Origin of the sequence: Pseudarthrobacter sp. NamE2 (assembly GCF_005796205.1) — a bacterium.
Taxonomy (GTDB): Bacteria; Actinomycetota; Actinomycetes; order Actinomycetales; family Micrococcaceae; genus Arthrobacter.
Map to the genome: position 1 here is coordinate 60,458 of NZ_VAHN01000012.1, position 18,698 is coordinate 79,155.

An 18,698-nucleotide genomic window follows, 5' to 3' on the forward strand; every position below is an offset into this window, starting at 1 on the left:
CGAGTGATGGGTGCCACACTATCGGGACATAAGACATCTGACAAGCTGCCAAAGGAGGGATGCAGATGAGCCGTCAGACCCTCGCGGACTCCGTGTTCGCTGATCTGCTGGAGCGCATTCTCTCAGGCACCCTCCAGCCGCAGGCGCCGCTGCCTGCGGAGGCGGAGATCGCCAAGACCGCCGATGTCAGCCGGCTCACCGTGCGGGAGGCGCTCAAGACGCTGCAGGCCCAAAACATCGTGACGGTGCGGAGGGGCTTGGGCACCTATGTGAACCCGCCCGAGGAATGGACGGGGCTGGAGGCCATCCTCCGCGCAGCGGCGCGCGGCACTGGGATTGATGAAGCAGCACTCAAACTCCTCGAGGTCCGGCGCATCATGGAAACGGGGGCGGCCGAACTGGCTGCCCGGCATGCCACGCCTGAGCATCTTGCCGCCATGGACAAGGCGATCGCAGATCTGGAGACGGCCCATGAGGCCGGCGACCTGGACGCCGTGACTTTGGCTGACCTTGCCTTCCACAACGTGGTCTTCAGAGCGTCGGCGAACCCGTTCCTCCCCGCGTTGCTCGGCCAGCTCGGGCATCTGCTCTACACCACGCGCCGGGAGACATCAGCGTTCCCCGAGGTCCAGCGTCATGCGCTGGAGCATCACCGGCTGGTTCTGGCGGCGATTGCGACCGGAGAACCGGAAACGGCCCGCAGGGCCATGGACGACCACATCAACCAGACCTACGACGACTATGCGCGCTTTATCAAAGCACAGGAATCCAACACAGGAGTTGAAACAGAATGACCGAGACCCCTTTTCCCGCTGAACGCACCGCTGTCCTGACCGGCGCAGCATCAGAGCGCGGGATCGGCCGCGCGACCGCCGACCGGCTGGCCCGCGAAGGGTGGAACCTTGCCATCCTTGACATCGACGGCGAGGCCGCTGCCTTGGCAGCCAAGAACATCGGCGAAAAGCACGGGGTCAAGGCCCTGGGCCTGCAGACGGACGTCTCGGACGAAGCCTCAATCGATGCAGCCATCAGCAGGGTGGAAGCAGAACTGCCTCCCATCGTGGCCCTGGCCAACATCGCCGGCATCAGCTCGCCGCGCCCGTTCATGGAGGAAACCAAGGAAGGCTGGGAACGGGTCTTCGCGATCAACATGACCGGAACCTTCCTGGTTACCCAGCGCGTGCTCGGGGGAATGATCGACCGGAAACTGGGCCGCGTGGTCAGTATTTCGTCCATCTCCGCCCAGCGCGGCGGCGGCACCTACTCCAAGGTCGCGTACAGCTCGGCCAAGGCTGGCATTATCGGCTTCACCCGCGCCCTGGCACGGGAGATGGGTGAACACGGGATTACCGTCAACTGCATTGCCCCGGGCCCGGTGGACACCGACATCATGGGCGGCAAGCTGACCGACGAGCGGAAGAAAGAGATGTCCAAGGACATCCTGGTGGGCCGCGTGGGAACCGTGGATGAAATGGCGGCTTTGATGGCCTTCCTCATGGGAGAAGACGCCGGCTTCATCACCGCGGCAACCTACGACATCAACGGCGGACTGCAAATTTCGTAGAGCGGTTACGGATTGCCCGGATGCGGAGGATGCGGGAAGCCCACGCAGGAAGTACGACGTCGGTGCGGCCGGCATGTCTGTTGGCCGCCCGTCCGCTGTTGGTCAGTCAGCCTCGGCCAGCTCCAGTGGCCCGGGCGGGGCACCTCTCGGTAATGCAGCAGCTCCAGTCCTAGCAGGCCGGGCTGCCAGAAACTACCTCAGCCATCCTTCGGCAGCCGCTTCACCTCACGCCAGCCAAGCAAACCCATCAAAACCGCCAGAGCGGTGGCTGATGCAGTCAGTTGCACCATCGCCCTGTCCGGGACTTTTCCCCGCCAAGCCTGGCGGACTGACTTTTCACCCGGGTAGCCGCCGCTCATGATTGCACCGAGGATGCAGAGCGTCTTCGCAGCCGTGCGCCGCTTCCCCGGCACCAGCAGCCCAACGATGGCCAGTCCCTGAAGGACGAGCATCACGCCCGGCGCCGAGAGGTTTGTCCCGCAAACCCAGTGGTCGCGTTCGATGTGTTTGGGGTCCCCCTTGAACTTCCACACGTCGTACGAGGTCCGGTCCCGCAGCGCCTTGCGGAGCCCCATAAGCCCGAGAACGAGCTGGACGGCGGAGGTCACGGCCAATGCCTTCATAGCTAATCCTTCCGAGGCCAATGGAGTAATCCATTGTGCGGCAAAAACGTAGACGCTACGATGCTCGCGGGGAGAGGTCCTGGTCTTGCTGATTCCAGTTAGGGGCGCACACAATGACCGACTTCTTCACCATGCAGCCCGGCGAGACCGCAGCTCCTCTTCCGCCGGGTCCTGTGCTCTGCACCGGAACCGCAACCATGCGGCGTGTTCATCGCTTTTTCCTCTGGGCCTACGACGAGGCTCCGGGCCTGGTCCGGTCGGTCACGTCCGGAGACACCGCCCGCGCCGAATATGTCGGGGAAGTACTGGGGAACTTCGACAAGGTGCTCCATGTGCACCACGAGGGCGAGGACCTGCTCATGTACCCGCAACTGGGGCAGCGGGCACCGGCTTGCGCGCTGCATATCGCACAGATGCTCGAGCACCACAAACAGGTAACCCAACGGCTGGAAGGAGTCGAGCCCATCCGCCTGCGCTGGATGGAAACAGCCGACAGGGAGACCGGCGAAGAACTTGCAAAACGGTACGAGGACCTGAAGTCTCTCCTCAACGTGCACCTGCGCCGGGAGGTCACAGAGGTGATGCCAGCCGTGGACCGGGTCATGAGCGAAAAGGAACTGTCCGCCCTCGGCCAGCACGGGATTGAGCAGTTCGACAAGAAGTTCCTGGTGGGCTATCTCGGAATGGTACTTGCTACCAATCCGCCCGGAGAGCGGGAGGAATTGTTCAAGGAAATCCCCGTGCCGGTGCGGCTTGCGTACCGCCTGGTCGGACGGAAGCTGTACCGGAAACAGTACGCGACGCTCTTCCCGGGGCGCCCGATCCCGGAAACACTCTAGGCGCAGGGCAACTGGAAGCGTCCCGGAGGTACCTTCATGAAGCCAATAAGTGTCTCTGCCCGTTTTCACCAGACGCCGGAAGCAGTTTGGGACTTCATTTTCGGCGACGGGCTGCAGCGTGTCGCCGCTGCTTCAAAGATGGTCGAAAGGATAGAGGATTACGAACTCCGGTCGGACGGGACGCCCCGCTACACGATGGTCATGAAGGCCGGCCCCCTCCGCCTGCGAAGCGTTTCCGACTACCTTGTCTATGAAAGGCCGCGTAGAAGCGTCAACAGCGTTATAGGTGGCTTGTTCGACGGCGGAACAGCCTATATCGATCTCCATCCCGAGGGCTTGGGGACACGCGCGGACATGCACATCGAGCTGGCACCCCGCAACTTGCCTAAGCGGCTGGTTATGATGCTGCTCCGCCCCCTGCTCGTTCCCATGCTGGCGGCCGATTTCCGAAGGTGGGTGCCTGCCGCCGAGCAATATCGTCGAAGCAAGGACTAAGCCAAACCGCATCACCCAGCAGGCCTCCCCGGTTTCATGGCCAGCGCCGCCCTCCCCGGAGGCATGCTTCCTGGGGTGTGCCCCCGGCCGAATCCTTCGGGACATTCCCGGAGTTTTTGTCCAGGTATGCCGACTTGAATCGTGTCAAGGCCTGCATATCTGGACAAAAACTCCTAGTGGTGGGTGGTTCAGACAGGCTCAACCAACGAGTGCGGTTTCGACAGGGTTGACCACCGGAGCCAGAAGCGTCTCCACCAGGTGCGGGGCGAAGTCCTCCACCAGCGAGAGGACCAAGCTGCATTGCACTGCAAGCCCCCGGGTTTGAAACAATTAACACTGCAGCATCCAGCTACCAAAGGGGCACGTCGTGGTGAACAGAATCTCCGTGCTCGCCACTGCAAGCTCAACCTCAGCGCTGTCCCCTGAGTTGGCCGGTCCCGCCACCTATGCCAGCCCGCATGCGCGTCACCTTAGGCGATGACCGCCGACAAGACATATCGGGGCCAGCACCGTGTGCGTCGGCTGCTCTTGAGTGTTTTTCTGCTCGGAGGGCTCGCGTCAGTGCTGGTACTTTTCGGTCCCCGCTTACTCAGTGAATTGCGCACAGAGGACGGCTCGCTGCTCTGGCGGCCAGAGTGCGTCGTCGAAACCCCGGAGGGGGAGGTGGGACTTGATCGTGATGCAGCGAAGCGAGCTACTACAGCGGTGGCGCTCCTCGCCCGCGGGGTTGCAGGTCCGGACACCTCCGGCATCGACGCGGCGGTGTTGCAGCGGCTGGTCGACGGGCCACCCGGAGACGTCGGCCCTTCCCTGACCTGCCGGGGTTCGGCCGACAGGGATTTGCAGGAACAGCAATTAGGTGCCACCGGGCTGACACCGCGCGCCGAGCAGCTGCGCGCAGCAATGACCGAGGTGTTCGGTGACCAAAGCCTGGGCGGGTTTGCCCCGGGTGGCGTAGATCAGGGGCACGGGGCGGACTCGACGCACTACGACGGCCGGGCGATCGACATTTTCTTCCGCCCGGTGACCGAGGAGAACCGTCGCCAGGGGTGGATACTGGCGCACTGGCTCGTCGCCCATGCCGAGGACCTGGACATCCAGTACGTCATTTTCGACGACCGGTTTTGGAGCGCACACAGCTTACGAGGGCAATGGCGGGACTACGACGCACCTGCACCCGGCAACGAGATCCTTCGTCACCTCGACCATGTACACGTGGACGTGCTGGGTGGAAGTCCCGGCTGAGGGAATTTGCCCGGCGGCGGTTTATTACCCAGGTGCCTGATCAGCCCCGGCCAGGTGGGCGGGCACCAACCTCCTGCAATGCCTTTTCACGTCCCTGATGCCGGCGTGCAGCGGGGCGTTCGAGTCCCAGGTGTCCGCGCAGGGTTTCCGCGGTGTAGCGGCTGCGGAAGAGACCGCGGCGCTGCAGTACAGGGATTACACGGTCCACGAACTCGTCCAGTGACTCCGGCAGCAGCGGGGGCATCAGGTTGAAGCCGTCGGCGGCGCCTGAAGAAAACCACAGCTCGATCTGGTCGGCGATCTGCTCCGGCGTTCCCACCATGGTGCAGTGACCCCCGCCGGCGGCCAGCCGGCCCAGCAATTGCCGCACCGTGGGCTTTTCCGCTTCGATGATCCGCAGGATCGTGGTGTAGCGTCCCTGCGGGCCGGTGAATTCACTGGCCGGCGGCAGGGCCGGAACAGGGGCATCCAGCTCCCACCCGCTGCAGTCCTGGCCAATAAAGGTGCCCAACTGCGCCAGCGAGTGCGTGGCCGGGAGCAGCGCGTCCACCTCGGCCTGCCTGCGGCGGGCCTCCGCCTCGGTGGCACCAACGTAGGTGACCAGGCCCGGCATGATGGCGACCTTGCCCGGGTTCCGCCCGGCCGACGCGATCCGCCGTTTCATGTCGGCGTAGTAGTCCTGGGCGGAGGGCAGGTCATACGCCACGGCATAGATCCCCTCGGCGTACCGGGCCGCCAGATCGCGTCCCTGTTCGGAGGCGCCTGCCTGGAACAACACCGGCCGGCCCTGGGGCGGCCGGGGTACGGTCAGCGGGCCCTCCACCCGGAAATGATCACCGGCGTGGTGCAGCGGCTGCAACCTGTCCGGATCCGCGTAAACGCCGGCGCGGTCCATCACCAGCGCATCGTCAGCCCAGGAGTCCCAGAGCCGCCCGGCTACCTCTATGAACTCGGTGGCCCGCGCATACCGTTCCCCGTGGCCGGGCATGGCTTCCATGCCGTGGTTGCGGGCTTCGGCGTCGAACATGGACGTCACCACATTCCAGCCCACCCGGCCGCCGCTGATGTGGTCAAGGGATGCCAGCATCCTGGCGGCGTGGAAGGGCGTGCAGAAGGTGGTGGATACGGTGCTGACCAGCCCGATCCTGCTGGTGGCACGCGACATCGCGGCCAGGGCGGTCAGGGGCTCCAGGAACCACCTTGGGCCCTGGTCCGGACTGCCCACGCTGTGGCCGTCGGCAAAGAACACCGCATCGAAGAGTCCGCGTTCGGCGCTTTGCGCCAGCTGCTCATAGTAGGCAATGTCGCCAAGCTGCTCCACCGGTGAGTCCGGCCGGCGCCAGGCGGCTCCGTGGTGGCCGCAGCCAAAGAGGAAGGCGTTGAAATGGAGTTGGCGCTGGGTCCCGTCCTGCATGGCCGTCCGTTCCGTCAGTTCATGACCAGGCCGCCGTCGACCACAAGATTCTGGCCGGTGACGGAGCGGGCCCACGGGGAGGCGAAGAAGAGGATGGCGTCCGCAAAGCTGGACGGAGTGGTGACCTTGCGCAGGGGCGTGGCGGCGGCGATGTAGTCGAAAACCTCCTCCGGCGTGGCGGCGCTGGCATCGGTGGTGCGGAGCAGCCCGCCGGAGACCATGTTCACCGAGACGTTGTGCTGGCCCAGGTCCGCGGCCATGGTCCGGGTCAGGGCCAGCAGCGCCGCCTTCGCTGCGGTGTAGTCGTGGTAGGGAACCACCGGGTTCTGGAACAGGTTGGTGCCGATGTTGATGATCCGGCCGAACCCGGTCTCCAGCATGCCCGGCAGCGCCTGCTGGGTGGTGTTGAGCGCGCCGCGGACGCTGCCGGAAAACTGGGCTTCGAATTCCGGCCAGGTGATGCCGGCCGCGCCGGAGCGGGCGTCACCGTTGAAGGAGAAGTCCGCCAGGGCGTTGTTGACCACGGTGGTCACGGGGCCGCCAAAATGCTCCTGGGCTTGGGTGAGCATGGCGGCCACCTGCTCGGCGTCGGTCACGTCCGCCTGCAGGGCCACAGCCTGGCCCGGGCCGTACTTTGCTGCCAGGGCTTCGCTCTCCTCGGCACTGTTGCGGTAGTTGATGACAACCCGGGCATCCTGCTCGGCAAACGCCTGGACGATGCTGTGACCGAGGCCGCGTCCGCCGCCGGTGACGAGGACAAGCTGTTCTGAAATGTGCACGGTTTCCCGCTTTCTCTACACGGAAGGAGGATGGATGGCACTAGTGGTTCCAGCGCGGGCCCGGGTTTGGGCACGACTTACCCCGGGCATGTTCAGGCGTCAGGCGAATAGTCATCCGCGACATCCCTTCGCTAGTACTAACTAGATCAGGTTCAACGGGTGTTCTCTCAGCCCTGCCAGCAGGGCACCCCGTGTCACTAACGGACGACTCTACTCCGCCGGGGGAAGTGGCAGAAATGTTGTGCAGCACGGCGACCCGAGCAACGACTACGCCAACAGCGTCACCCAGCAGGCCGCCACCGGGATGATGGGCGGTGCGGTTGGACCAGAATGCGACACTTTTGGCCCTGTGCCCGCCCTGATTTTCCTCTCCGCGTGCGCCAGGCCCATCCGGGCCACCCATTAGTGACGCAAACAGGTCGCCGTTTTTCTGTCGAATGTTGGTACTTTGTGATTGCCGTTCCGCGATGTGCGGGCCGGGGGACCCATCATTCGGATTTGAAAGGCATCACTTATGAGCACACCTCAGTACCAGCCGCAGTACCAGGGCTACCAGCAGCCCAACACGCCGGCCAAGACCAACACCCTGGCGATCATCGCGCTGGTCTCGTCCTTTTTCATCAGCCTGCTCGGCGTCATCCTGGGGCACATCGCGCTGAACCAGATCAAGACCACCGGCGAGGGCGGCCGCGGCCTGGCCATTGCCGCGCTGGTCATCGGCTACGTGTCGATGGCACTGGCCGTCATCCTGATCATCATCATGTTCGCCACGGCCGCCGCCTACCAGGGCTGACCGAACAACAAAAAGACCCTCTTCCCGGGATTCCGGGCAGAGGGTCTTTCTGTTGACGCGACAGAAGTTTTCGTCCAGATATGCAGGCTTGAATCGTGCCAAAGCCTGCATATCTGGACAAAATCTCCTAGTGGTGGGGCTGCCGTCAGGCGACCGACCCTGCTGAGGCGAGCGCCGCCGTCGTGCCGGCAAAGTGCCCGAGCAGCGTCTCCACCAGGTGCGGGGCGAAGTCCTCCTCGAGCGACAGGACCACACGGCACCGCGCGCCCTTCACCTCCGGGTATCCCGCGTACAGGCCGCGCATGTCGCACACGGTCTGCCCGCGGCTTGGCCCGTCAGAGGTGTCGACGGCGGCACGCACCACGGGTGCCAGGGCAGGCTTAACAGCACCAACAGCGAGCGCCGCCGCCAGCGGATCGTGCATCGCGGAGCAGGGCCGGCCGTAGATACCCTCGTAGAACCGGAAGTAGTACCGGAGCATCTCGCCCAGCGCCCGCGGCACCGCCTCCGCAGAAGAATGCAACACCTGACGGTGCGACTCCTCTAGAACAGACGCCATCGTCACGTCCAGCGGCACCAGGGTCACATCCCAGTCGGCGGCCAGCACCAGGGCGGCGGCCTCGGGGTCGTGCCAGATGTTCGCCTCGGCCACCGGCGTGATGTTTCCCGGCGCCAGCGCGGCCCCGCCCATCACGGTCACCGACTCCACCAGAGACGGCAGCGCAGGCTCCAGCCGCAACGCCTCGGCAATGTTCGTCAGCGGCCCGATCGCCACCACCCGCAACGAACCCGGATACAAACGCGCTAGCCGCATCAGCATCTCCGCCGCGGACTCGGCAACAACAGAAGCAGCAGAAGGCTCCAGTACAACCTCCCCCACACCGTTTTCCCCATGCACCCACGGCGACCCGCCGCCAAAGGACCCAACTAAAGGATCGTGCGCACCAACAGCCACCGGCACAGAAGCAGCACCAGCCAAGGAAAGCAGGTCCAGAGTATTCCGGGCACCAACCGCAGCACTCACGTTCCCGCTGACCGTCCCGATGCCCACCACGGAAGCAAGAGGAGAGGCGAGCAGGTAGGCCAGGGCGAGGGCGTCGTCGATGCCGGTGTCGCAGTCCAGGTAAACGGGGGCAGTCACAATAGAGTCCTTCGAAATAGATAGCGGGGTCAGACCGTCTCGCCCTTGGGGGCGGCGACGAAGAGGCTGACAATGAACGCCGCGGCGGTGATGCCCACCGAGATCCAGAGGGCGGTGGCGTACCCGGCTGCCGTGGCCTGGGCGGCGAACGGCGCCACGAGCACGACGCCGAGGCTCGCCCCGATCCCGAATGACGCACCGTTGATGCCGGGCAGCGCAGCCGGGGCCTCCTTCGGTGACAAAAGCACCGAGAGCCCGTTGATGGCAGTCAGGAAGAAGCCGTTGTAGAAGATCCCCAGGCAGGCAATGGCGATAAACACCGCCACAGGGCTGGAGGAAAACACAGCGGCCACCATGGCACACACGAGGCTCAGCGAGGTCCCCAGCCGCAACGTACGCACCCAGCCGCGCCGGTCGGCCAGCCACCCGGCCAAAGGTGCGGCGAACACGCCGATCAGCGCGGCGGGGGTGAGGAACAGCAAAGCCGAGATGGAGGCGGAAAGCCCGAAGCCGCCGTCGTTATCCTGGCTCAGCAGCACCACGGTGAAGTTGATGACCGCGAAGATGCCGGCGAGGGTGAGGACGGTGGTGGCGATGACCGGCCACACCTGGCGGAGCGCAGGTGGTGCACGGCGATGAGCGGGTGGCTGCGGCGCTTCTCGATCATCCAGAACGCGGCGAAGGACACAACGGTGCCGGCCAGCAGGGCCAGGGCGGTGGGCGAGGTCCAGCCGGCGGCCGAGCCGTCGGACACGAAGTACGTCAGGAACACCAGGAACAGCGAGAGGGAGCCGGCGCCCCACCAGTCCATGGCGCCGCGCACCCCATCAGGACGCCCGGCGGGCACCAGCCGGAAAATGCAGACAGCGGCGATGGCGGTGAGGATCAGCACGACGACGAAGATGGACCGGAAGCCGAGGGTCTCGGCCATGAGCCCGCCCACGTAGCCGTCCACGCCGCCCACTCCCCCGTTGATGGCGGCGATGATGCCCACGGAGGTGCCGAAGACCTTCGCCTGCAGGTTCTCGCTGAGCACGATGTAGGCGAGCGCGAACACGGCGCTGGAGACGCCCTGCAGGAACCGGCCGGTGACGAGCAGCGGCAGGGTGGGCGCGGCGATGCAGAGGATGGTGCCGGCGCCCATGATGCCCAGGACCAGCAGCAGCGCGGCGCGGCGGCCGATGAAGTCGCTCCACCGGCCGATCACGGGCCCGGCGATGGCGCCGGCCAGGAAGAACATGGACTGGACAGGGGCAGCGCTGTCCGCGCTTTCGCCGAAGCTCGCGGCGATCTGCGGCAGTGCGGGGGTGACCATGCTGGCGTTCAGCTGGAAGGACAGCACACCCAGCAGCAGGGTGGAGATCAGCAGGGCGGCGCGGCGGCCGGAAAGCTTGGTCGCGTCATCGTAGGGGATGACGACGGCGGCGCCTCCTTCCGCAGGCGGCGCGGCTGCGGCGGGGGTCGGCGTATTCACATCAAACTCCTTTGTTCGAGCAGAAGGGATCGTCTTTCGTGGCGGTTCGAGTTGTTATACAACCATGTATGACTCACAAGTACAACCATGCGCTACACTTTTTCGAAAGCCCGGCCGCTTCCGGCCCTCCCCCTGAGAGAGTTTTCCCATGAACACAACACGTCCTGCCGTCACCGTGGTCGGCAGCATCAACCTGGACCTGATTGCCACCGCCGAACGCCTTCCGACGGCGGGCGAAACCATAGGCGGCGCCGTCCTGTCCGAGCAGCCCGGCGGCAAGGGCGCCAACCAGGCCGCCGCCGCCGCACGCCTGGGCGGCAGTGCCCGGATGGTCGGGGCCGTGGGCAAGGACGCGTCCGGGCAGCGGATGCTGGACGCCCTGGCTGCCGCCGGCGTGGACACGTCCGACGTTGCCGTCCTCCCCCAGCCGACCGGGACGGCGCTGATCGTGGTGGACCGCGACGGCGAGAACCAGATTGTGGTGTGCCCGGGCGCCAACGCGCATCTGTCACTGGACGGGGTGGAGTTCGGCCCGGAGGAGACCGTGCTGTGCCAGCTCGAGGTCGGGCTGGACGTGGTGCTGAAGGCGGCCCGGAAGGCGCAGGGCTTCTTTGTGCTGAACGCGGCACCCGCCATGGACCTGCCGGCGGAGCTGCTGGAGCGGTGCGACCTGGTGATCGTCAACGAGAGCGAGTACGCCCTGATCCCGGCCCTCGCGGAGGCGAAGCTGGTGGCGGTGACGTACGGCAAAGACGGCTCGGCAATGTTCGAGCACGGCCGGAAGGTGGCCGAGGCCCCCTCTGTGTCTGTGGCCGTGGCGAACACGGTGGGTGCAGGCGATGCGTTCTGCGCCGCCCTGGTCCTGGCGCTGCGGAGCGGGCTGGGCTACGCCCGGGCGCTGGCTGTGGCGAATGCCGTTGGGGCGGACGCCGTGGGTGACCCCTCTTCCCAGCCGGATTTGGCACAGCTGGGTCACTACGTGGAGCGGAGCGCTGCTGCTTCCGGCGCTTCCTCGTGACTCTTGTGTTTCGGCGGGCGGTGCCGGCGGACTTCCCGGAGGTCCGGAGGATCACCCGTGACGCCTACCTCCGGGCCGGGCACTTCACTGCCGACCATCCGTACATGAGCGTGCTGGAGGACGTGGAGAATCGCGCCGAGCACGCGCAGGTGTGGGTGGCGGAGGCCGCCGGGAAGGTGGCGGCCGCGGTGACGCTGACGTTCGCTGGCCAGCCTTACAGCGAGATCGCGCAGGACGGGGAACTGGAATTCCGGATGCTGGCCGTGGACCCGGCGCACCAGGGCGGAGGGGTGGGCCGGGCCGTCGTGCGCGAGATCGTGGAGCATGCCCGGCGGCTGCCCGGCATAGATGCGATCAGCATCACCAGCGCGACATTCATGGAACGCGCGCACGCCCTGTATGAATCGCTGGGCTTCCGCCGGGCACCCGAGCGGGACTGGTACGTGCCGGGAGAGGACGTCCTGCTATGGGTTTTCCGGCTAGAGCTCGCTGACTGGGCCTGTTGAACTGTCCGAACTTGCAGATTTACGACTCCATTGGCAGGAGACGGAAAATGTTGAGCGCAAACGCGCGGCGCGAGGAATACTACCACCTTGCCGTACCCACTGGCCCTACACTCGAGGGGAACTCAATCAATCCCGGTGTCATCATCGGCGTCCTGAGGTCGGACCGCCAGTCCGCGGCCAATGATACTCGAGATAAAAGCCGCCGCACCTACTTAGTTGGACATGCGGGCGACCGACCAATATCCCAGTCGGCAAGAAACGGCGCTCCTGCCTTCGTTGCCTGAGGCGTCCACTCCATGACCTCTGAGGGAAATCCTGGAGGGACTCGCGCCCATTTTGAGCTTGACTCCATATTCCCGCAAGGCGGCCTTCGTAGTGGCATTCCCTAAAGAGAGCGCGTCTACAGAGCTTCACGAAGCTCGCGCTTAACGGCTAAACACCGCCCTATACCCCCGGGTCTTTTAGATGACCGCCACTGCGGTTTTCGTGCCGGCCTTTTTTGAAGTCAGCTGAAACAGGCTGACAACCCGGCGACGGAGAGGTAAGACGTTGCAGAAGCGCATCAGCACCGGATGTGACTTATTGGAACATAAAGTGAGTCTGGTAGCGCATATCATGTACCCTCACGAGAATGAGTGGAATAGCAGACTTTAATTTTGTTGCCGACCTGGACATACAACTTGTTTCGCGAACTCTCAAAGACCAAGATTCCGAGGGAGTCCGGTGGGGCCGCGTATTCCGCAAGACTTACGACATGATTTATAACGGTCAGGAAACAGGCCGTTATCGCTGGGATCAATTGATGAAGACGGAAAAAACCCATTTCGGAACCTTATTCGAAATAAACGCACAGCGCGAATTCTGTTTCGAGGCCAATGATGACGATCCTACCGACTACCGGATTTCTAATGTACTAGTTGACGCCAAATGGAGCCAAAGATTCGGCGGATGGATGCTTCCGCCGGAAATAACTGACCATATTGCCCTCGTTGCAACAGCAGACGATGCTTTGTCTCAGTGGTCTCTTGGGTTAGTTCGAATAATTCCAGAACATAGGACGGAAGGTGCCAACAGGGATAAAAAGAGCACCTTAAATGTTGACGGAAAAATGGCTATCGATTGGTTGTGGAAGGGTGCCCCAATGCCACCAAATGTGCTCCTGCAACTTCCTCGCGATGTTGTGGATAACATTTTCGACCATTGGGCGGGAACCGAACGGACTAATAGGCTATTTAGGGCCGCGGAGGGGATGATAGTTCATCGCAATTCGGTTGCTACCGTCAGCAGGCAACTAGATGCGCAGAAGCGTGTCAGGTACAACGGAGGGGCACGCTCCGCACTTGCACCAGAGGGATACATAATTCTCAGCGGCAAGTACTATCCAGCGCTTGCTTCCGCCTTACAAGTCCCCGTGCCGGGCCCGCTCGAATACGTGTCGGTGCGTGTTGTGCCAACTGACACTCATGATGGAGTGCTCATAGATGGACGTAGATGGAGACGCGCCCAAGAGGGGGATGTAGTCGCAGAAAGTGCGCCAATTTTGCCTGACAGGGGTCTAAAAGAGTAAGCCCGAAAGGAAGAGGCCTTAACCGCAGACACCCTGCAGGCGCTTGGGTTGCTGGTGGTAAGACTACGCGGAATTGGGGGTGCTTACCCGATTCCGCGTAGTCCTAAAAACGTATAGCTCGATACCAGAATGTTGAAAAATGCGACATCAGCGAGGCGCCCTGATAAATCGGTTGGCAGCCTGCTCGGTGCCCGGGTCACACAGGCAGCGCAGGTTCCCCGTGTCACCCCACGGTGCCGGCCAAACCTGTCTTGCGGGCCGAACGGGATCAAGGTCGAGGTAGTGGACCGCTGTCCCGTCGACTGCTGCGCCCGGCAAGCCATATCTGCGAGCGTCGTTACTGCTCCTGGCGAAGCTGGTCCGCAATGTGATGTCGTCGATCTTTCGGCGTCCGCAGGTAGGCAGCCCATGCCCGGTCGAGCTCAGTGCTTCCCCGCCGACCACGCCCCATCCATCGAATCAGTCGGCGGCGATCTCCGGGGTTGAGTTCCCGCGCGGCCATGAGGACCTCACGTTCATCTACGGTCGATGACTCTCGTCCTGACCGGCACCGAACGCATTCAGTGACCAGCATTTCGGTTTCACTGCCGTCAGCGCCCCGGATACTGCGCCGCGAGACGGCGAGGACAGCTGTCATGACGGCGTCGTCAGGATAAGGCTCAGCGCCCGCAATACCACAGAGAGTACACATGTACCCGTCTCTTATCAGCACTGCCTGCCGCTCTTTGCTCGACATGGCCTTCCGTGGTGAGGCCTGTCTGCGTTCGCGAGGGTCCCACACAGCTACTCCAGCTTTAACAAATCGCTGATCTTCGGCAAGCAGAGATGCGTCTTCAGCGCTGGAGTGCACTACCCATCCATAATCTCTGAGGTCTCGGATCCGTCGGTCTACCTGCGAGACGCCAGGAAAGGCCTTTCTCAGCTCATTCTTCGTAAAGGTCCCGCCCTCACCAACAACCTGCAGGAGCCACAAGGCCCCACGGACCATTGTCCCTGCTGTTGAATCGGGGTCATCCCACGCCGGTTGCTTCATTTAGTCCTCGTAATCTTGCTACACGGGGGCATGGAGTAGTCCCCCATGGTCCAATGATCTAGCCCCAAGCTCCGAAGGCCAAACTCGCGGGCTGTCATTTCTGTGGGGGCTCAGTTCGCCACGCCGGAAGTCGGTTCGCTACATCCGCTCCGAGTTGTGTGAGCTTGTTTTCGATAATTTCTTCAGGCACCTCAAGCTTGCAGGAAACCCAGCTTCCGGAGGTGCCCCCGTCGCGTGGGACGTTGGTCGCAATCCAGTCGCGGGGCACTGAGCCGGCCGCGACAATCTCATGTTCTGACGAGAGCCTCAGAGCCACGAGCACCCATTGTTGATCGCGCAACATCACCTCGTACTCGTGCCGTGACAGGTAAGCAGCGAAACGTCCGCTCCGGGTTGTGCTTTTTACTTCGAGGTGAGCGACCGTGGCAGCCTGTTCAAAAGCGATGTCGTATCCAAACCCATCTGACCAGGTGGACACGTGGTCAACCCTGTCGGCCGAACTCTCCCTGAGAACAGAGACAAGAGCTGCTTCACCTGCAGCACCAACGCGCTCCCGAATGGCGGTGTCGACCTTACCCCAGCTGGCGACGAGTTGCTCAAATACTCCGTTCGCATCTAGTCCCAACACTTCTCCTGCCGAAACAATGTCCGTTGGCAATTCGTCTGGTGTGCGAACGAGTTCGTCCGCGTCCTGAACCCAACGAGGTGCTGCTTTTTCGAAGATTGCAGCAAGTATGAGATTGGCCATCGGAATAGGGGAGCTAACCTTATCCAGGAGCTCAAACTCACTCAACAAACTAAGCGCTGCCGCGTATTGAGTGGGTGACACGTCGCTGTACTGCCTGTGGGTAGTCAGCAGTGCCTGCGCACGTGGGATGCCACCGCTGGACGGGAGAAGCTCAAGCCATCGCCGTGCGGCTAAAAGTATCGGCTCAGGTGGTAGACGCACGCAAGTGGCCCATCAACGACTGAAGGTCCCCCTGGTCGAGGCCTCCACCGACCGCAGGCTCTTCTTCCAGATCAGCTAGCTGCTGGACTGCTGGGTCGTCGAGTATGCCACCCATGAAGGTCAACTTGTCCGCAAGCCGCAGCGCCACCACCTCATCGATGGTTCCTTCCGAGGCGAGGACTGTGATTCGTGTCTTGACGTCGGGGCCTAACCCAAGACGATGAATCCGGTCGAGGCTTTGCAGAAAGCGACCTGCGGCGAAGTCACGATCAACGTATACGGCGTCGTGGCACTCATGATGCAAGCTAATCCCCTCGCCAAGCGTTGCAGGATTAGACAGCAGCACCATGCAGTCAGGATCGCTCCTAAACCGGTGAATCTGATCTTCACGGTCCGGTGTGCCGCCGTGGACCACCGCAGGGTTGAACAGCGCCAGAATTCGCTGAAGAGTGTTAATGCTCCGGATGAACGTCGACCAAACAAGCGTCTTCCGACCCTGGGCCGCATTTTCACGGACGATCGCGAGCACTTCTTGATACTTCGGCGACATTTCATAAGTGGGAAGGTCCTGCATCAGCTCGTAGAGTGATGACCGCTCGGGGACGGCAAGTGGCGGCACTTGGTATGCAAGCGGTTCATACTTCGTGGTTCCGACTGCAAGTAGAGCGGGGCTCGTCGCCGCCATAAGCATGTAAACCAAAATCCGACCAAGGGCTTGAAAGTCGCCCTCATGACCGGCCGCGCGGGCGGAAAACTGCCCTACGAGAGCGTCATAAATCTCGGCGTGCAAAGGCGGCAACGGGACAACCCGCAGGCTAGTCTCTACTGGGGGCAGGCGCAGCTCATTTTTTGTTGTGCGCGTGAAGAGCGGCTTGAGAGCGCGGCTCGCCTGGGCGAGATCGCCGCCGTTCACAGCCCGGAGGACGTTCTGGCGACCAGTTCCTGGCCAAACGAATCCAAAAAGGTTTTCAAGGTCCCTGACGCCGTTGGGGGCGGGTGTCCCTGTGAGGATGAGCCGTCGCCTGCTGCGAGGGCCGAGAGCGAGGCAGGCTGCGCCGTACGCGCCGTCCGCCCCGAGCTTCATTCGATGCGCTTCGTCGAGGATGATCATCGACGGCTGCTCCGCTAGCCAGCGGCCGAGCATATTGACCATGCTAGGGAGGCGCTCATAGTTGACGATGACTGACTGAGCAGTAATTGATGGAATCCCGTTAGCCACTTCCATGGTCAGCGAGGGCTGTAAACACTCCCTGTTCTCGTAGAGCCACGCTTCGTAGCTCGACTTGGGTCCGACAATCAGTAGTCGTTCGATGTTCTCCTTGCGGCGTAGCGCCTGAAATACGGCCAACCCAACTCTCGTCTTACCGGCCCCTGGGACGGAAAAATTGGCTCCATGCCGCAACGTGAGCAGCTTGGCGATGTCTCGCAGCTGGAATGAAGTCAGATCTCCTGTCCATTCGGAGCCGAGAAGGCTTGGAACAGTGTCTGTGTCCACCACTTCTGTCTCAGCATCGCTATCATGCAGCCGGCCACTCAGAATCTGAGCATCCTGAAGCGAGTCGACAACGAGCGCCTGTAATTGCGCGTCCCAAGTCACATCGCCGTCCGCAGTGTGCGGCCACCTGCTGAGAACCTCAAGGTTTGTCAGCAGGTCGTCGAGCTCAATCTCGACAACACCTGGTGACCGCTGAGTGCTCGTCCGGAAACCGACCGCCAGCCTGCGAAGATCACTTTCCAGCCCTGGCCGAGCAATGAACCGAGCGCGCGTCACCTCCGCGGCAAGGCCGACGGCGAGGCTCGGGCTGTCAGGCACCATCACCTGGATCGAACAGCCTTAAGGAGCCAAGCAACGCCTTCCCCTGGCGTTGGGAAAGTGCGTCCGGCCTGGCGAGCGAGACTTTCGAGACTGTCACGGAGAACGATCAGCGCGTCATCAAAAGCTTCGTCGTCAAGGGCTCGCTTTGCTTTTGCCTCAGCAAACTCGCTTGCACATTGAGTAACATAGTCTGCTGCATCGGTGAGCCGTTCAGGCACCGCCGTTTGCCGCTTTACAAGTTCTGCATTCTGCCCAGCGAGCTTAACCGCGATGTCGAAAGTCTCACGCGCCTGCTTCATAACCCCGGACGCCCAGGCTACATCGACCGGGCTTGCGCTCTTGCCATCAGTCGCCGTTGCCTTGGCCCGAAGAAGCTGGTTAGTGAGAGCTTCGGCTGCCGCAGAAATGTTGCTCTGGGCAGGAAGAACGGCACCTGGGATGCCTGGAATTGAGACCTTCTCCGCGAGGGACAAATTTGGTTTCAGGTCCTCCGGCAATCGGCTCTCGAGATATCTAGTGTGAAAGTCTGCCTCAGCGAGACGCAAAGAAGTCTTCGGGTAGTCCAGGAGGACCATGGCCAAGCGCGACTGCATCAAGGCGTTCGCAGCATCAGGGTCAGTCACTGCTAGTTTTGCGAAATCGCGGTGAAGCTCACGCAACTTTTCCTGGTGTTGCTCGAAATCGATTAGCCGCAAGGTTGCACCATCTTCGGTCCTGCTGCGGTCAATCGCGTCGAGTATGAGCGCGTACACCCAACGGTCACGTTGGAGGGTCCCGAGCTTGATATTAAAGTCTTTGGCGACGTCAGCTTCAGAGCGTCCATGCCCCAGTTCCTCGTCAATCGCGATAAGCCGGTTGATGTAGGAGTAGTCGCGTCGACGGTCCTTGCGCAGCTGGAGTGACAACTCCACGGCATTGATATCTTTGCGCGAAGTGTCTTCCGGCAGAATGCCGACTCGAATGTTTTGCTCACCGAGATCGATCAGCGCAGCCGCTCGAGTGTTGCCGTCGACCAAAATCCCGTGAGGGGTGACAATGCCGGGTTCTCGCTGGCCTACGTCGTCCAGCTCGTTCATCAACGCGGTGTAGTCGGGGTCCGTCTGGTCCGGGTTTGACGGCCGCTGCCTAAGAAGATCGTGCAGGTAGCCCTGTGCGACTTGACCCCAGGGATCCGTATCGATAGCCCTATCGCGTTCCGGATCGAGCGTGCGCTGAGCGCGGATTCGATGGGTATCCGGGTTGAAGTAGAGCATGTCAACCGGAACGGAGATCACGTACAGGTGACGCGGCTCCCCGCGCCAGTCAATGGTGACCTTCGCCCCGTTCTCCGTCATCGCCAATTTCAGCCGCTGGTCGATAACCGCCTTGATTTCCTCTCCCCTTGGAGGAATGCCGAAGTCGGGCATGAAGGACTCCTAAAAATAGATCAAAATCAGTGTGCC

General features: G+C 62.5%; 16 protein-coding genes, 1 pseudogene and 1 riboswitch. Of the genes and pseudogenes, 9 read left to right on the plus strand and 8 right to left on the minus strand.

Annotated features, from left to right (window positions below; all coding sequences use genetic code 11):
* The first annotated feature begins 65 nt into the window (after positions 1-65).
* Together FDW83_RS14415 and FDW83_RS14420 are read left to right on the plus strand one after the other, a co-directional pair.
* The gene (locus tag FDW83_RS14415; RefSeq protein ID WP_138138770.1) at positions 66-794 is read left to right on the plus strand and encodes a FadR/GntR family transcriptional regulator; all 729 of its coding nucleotides are present in this window, start codon (positions 66-68) and stop codon (positions 792-794) included.
* Positions 791-1,564, plus strand: a complete 774-nt coding sequence (locus FDW83_RS14420) for an SDR family NAD(P)-dependent oxidoreductase (RefSeq protein WP_138138771.1) — start codon at positions 791-793, stop codon at positions 1,562-1,564. The genes FDW83_RS14415 and FDW83_RS14420 overlap by 4 nt, the downstream gene beginning before the upstream one ends.
* A 197-nt stretch (positions 1,565-1,761) precedes the next feature.
* On the opposite strand, the gene FDW83_RS14425 is transcribed toward FDW83_RS14420, so the two are convergent.
* The gene (locus FDW83_RS14425) at positions 1,762-2,187 is read right to left on the minus strand and encodes a hypothetical protein (protein ID WP_138138772.1); all 426 of its coding nucleotides are present in this window, start codon (positions 2,185-2,187) and stop codon (positions 1,762-1,764) included.
* 113 nt (positions 2,188-2,300) lie between these two features.
* Here FDW83_RS14425 and FDW83_RS14430 point away from each other — a divergent pair, with 113 nt between their 5' ends.
* The 3 genes from FDW83_RS14430 to FDW83_RS14445 all read left to right on the plus strand — a co-directional run bounded on the left by FDW83_RS14430 (position 2,301) and on the right by FDW83_RS14445 (position 4,766).
* A complete protein-coding gene (locus FDW83_RS14430) occupies positions 2,301-3,026 on the plus strand; it encodes a hemerythrin domain-containing protein (protein WP_138138773.1) in 726 nt (241 codons plus the stop codon).
* Between the two features lie 36 nt (positions 3,027-3,062).
* On the plus strand, positions 3,063-3,521 hold the full coding sequence (locus FDW83_RS14435) for an SRPBCC family protein (protein WP_138138774.1): 459 nt from the start codon (positions 3,063-3,065) through the stop codon (positions 3,519-3,521).
* Positions 3,522-4,118: 597 nt separating this feature from the next.
* Positions 4,119-4,766 carry a hypothetical protein gene (locus FDW83_RS14445; protein ID WP_240720995.1) on the plus strand — a complete coding sequence of 216 codons (648 nt, stop codon included), beginning with the start codon at positions 4,119-4,121 and terminating at the stop codon, positions 4,764-4,766.
* Positions 4,767-4,806: 40 nt separating this feature from the next.
* Here FDW83_RS14445 and FDW83_RS14450 read toward each other — a convergent pair whose 3' ends face one another.
* Together FDW83_RS14450 and FDW83_RS14455 are read right to left on the minus strand one after the other, a co-directional pair.
* Positions 4,807-6,180 carry an LLM class flavin-dependent oxidoreductase gene (locus tag FDW83_RS14450; RefSeq protein ID WP_138138776.1) on the minus strand — a complete coding sequence of 458 codons (1,374 nt, stop codon included), beginning with the start codon at positions 6,178-6,180 and terminating at the stop codon, positions 4,807-4,809.
* A 14-nt stretch (positions 6,181-6,194) separates the two neighbouring features.
* On the minus strand, positions 6,195-6,959 hold the full coding sequence (locus FDW83_RS14455; protein WP_138138777.1) for a 3-oxoacyl-ACP reductase: 765 nt from the start codon (positions 6,957-6,959) through the stop codon (positions 6,195-6,197).
* 106 nt (positions 6,960-7,065) lie between these two features.
* Positions 7,066-7,161, minus strand: a riboswitch (TPP riboswitch).
* A 312-nt stretch (positions 7,162-7,473) separates the two neighbouring features.
* On the opposite strand from FDW83_RS14455, the gene FDW83_RS14460 reads away from it, so the two are divergent.
* Entirely contained in the window at positions 7,474-7,752 is a 279-nt protein-coding gene (locus FDW83_RS14460) for a DUF4190 domain-containing protein (RefSeq protein WP_138138778.1), read from the plus strand.
* 145 nt (positions 7,753-7,897) lie between these two features.
* On the opposite strand, the gene FDW83_RS14465 is transcribed toward FDW83_RS14460, so the two are convergent.
* Both FDW83_RS14465 and FDW83_RS14470 read right to left on the minus strand, forming a co-directional pair.
* Positions 7,898-8,893 (minus strand): nucleoside hydrolase, encoded by a 996-nt coding sequence (locus tag FDW83_RS14465; RefSeq protein ID WP_138138779.1) that lies wholly within the window; start codon positions 8,891-8,893, stop codon positions 7,898-7,900.
* Between the two features lie 29 nt (positions 8,894-8,922).
* Positions 8,923-10,367, minus strand: a pseudogene (locus FDW83_RS14470) (MFS transporter).
* A gap of 148 nt (positions 10,368-10,515) precedes the next feature.
* Between FDW83_RS14470 and FDW83_RS14475 the strand changes: the two are divergent.
* The 3 genes from FDW83_RS14475 (at position 10,516) to FDW83_RS14485 (ending at position 13,458) form a co-directional block, all read left to right on the plus strand.
* The gene (locus FDW83_RS14475) at positions 10,516-11,385 is read left to right on the plus strand and encodes a ribokinase (protein WP_138138780.1); all 870 of its coding nucleotides are present in this window, start codon (positions 10,516-10,518) and stop codon (positions 11,383-11,385) included.
* Positions 11,382-11,891: an N-acetyltransferase gene (locus tag FDW83_RS14480; protein WP_171027570.1), complete on the plus strand. Its 510-nt coding sequence runs from the start codon at positions 11,382-11,384 to the stop codon at positions 11,889-11,891. The genes FDW83_RS14475 and FDW83_RS14480 overlap by 4 nt, the downstream gene beginning before the upstream one ends.
* Positions 11,892-12,522: 631 nt before the next feature.
* Positions 12,523-13,458: a NaeI family type II restriction endonuclease gene (locus FDW83_RS14485; RefSeq protein ID WP_138138781.1), complete on the plus strand. Its 936-nt coding sequence runs from the start codon at positions 12,523-12,525 to the stop codon at positions 13,456-13,458.
* 1,127 nt (positions 13,459-14,585) lie between these two features.
* Here the strand turns inward: FDW83_RS14485 and FDW83_RS14495 are convergent.
* The 3 genes from FDW83_RS14495 to FDW83_RS14505 form a co-directional block, all read right to left on the minus strand.
* On the minus strand, positions 14,586-15,239 hold the full coding sequence (locus FDW83_RS14495) for a protein NO VEIN domain-containing protein (protein ID WP_138138782.1): 654 nt from the start codon (positions 15,237-15,239) through the stop codon (positions 14,586-14,588).
* 184 nt (positions 15,240-15,423) lie between these two features.
* Positions 15,424-17,256: a DEAD/DEAH box helicase gene (locus FDW83_RS14500; RefSeq protein ID WP_138138783.1), complete on the minus strand. Its 1,833-nt coding sequence runs from the start codon at positions 17,254-17,256 to the stop codon at positions 15,424-15,426.
* On the minus strand, positions 17,256-18,662 hold the full coding sequence (locus FDW83_RS14505; RefSeq protein ID WP_138138784.1) for a hypothetical protein: 1,407 nt from the start codon (positions 18,660-18,662) through the stop codon (positions 17,256-17,258). Before FDW83_RS14505 ends, FDW83_RS14500 begins: the two co-directional genes overlap by 1 nt.
* Positions 18,663-18,698 lie beyond the last annotated feature (36 nt).